Origin of the sequence: Citrobacter sp. Cpo015 (genome assembly GCF_030333035.1) — a bacterium.
Classification (GTDB): Bacteria; Pseudomonadota; Gammaproteobacteria; order Enterobacterales; family Enterobacteriaceae; genus Citrobacter; species Citrobacter portucalensis.
The window spans coordinates 1-321 of the sequence record NZ_JAOWGS010000013.1 but is presented as its reverse complement, the minus strand read 5'-3'; the positions used below and the strand labels follow the sequence as shown (position 1 = coordinate 321).

The window sequence follows — 321 nt, the reverse complement described above, 5'->3', positions numbered from 1 at the left end:
CATCCGTAGCTCAGCTGGATAGAGTACTCGGCTACGAACCGAGCGGTCGGAGGTTCGAATCCTCCCGGATGCACCATATTCTCCGAGATAACAGCAAAACTGTTGTTTCATGGTCTGCGAGATAATCGCGAGCCCAGGGAGGATAACGTTGCTTCAGCAACGGCCCGCAGGGCGAGGTGCAGCCGAGTAATCCTCCCGGATGCACCATCTTCTTCGCAGTATCAGTAGTAATCAGCAATTCCCGATGCATCCGTAGCTCAGCTGGATAGAGTACTCGGCTACGAACCGAGCGGTCGGAGGTTCGAATCCTCCCGGATGCAC

Annotated in this window: 1 tRNA gene; it reads left to right on the top strand. The window is 55.5% G+C overall.

The features are described from left to right. The first annotated feature begins 246 nt into the window (after positions 1 to 246). Positions 247 to 320, top strand: a tRNA-Arg gene (locus OGY67_RS00060). The last annotated feature ends 1 nt before the right edge of the window (position 321 follow it).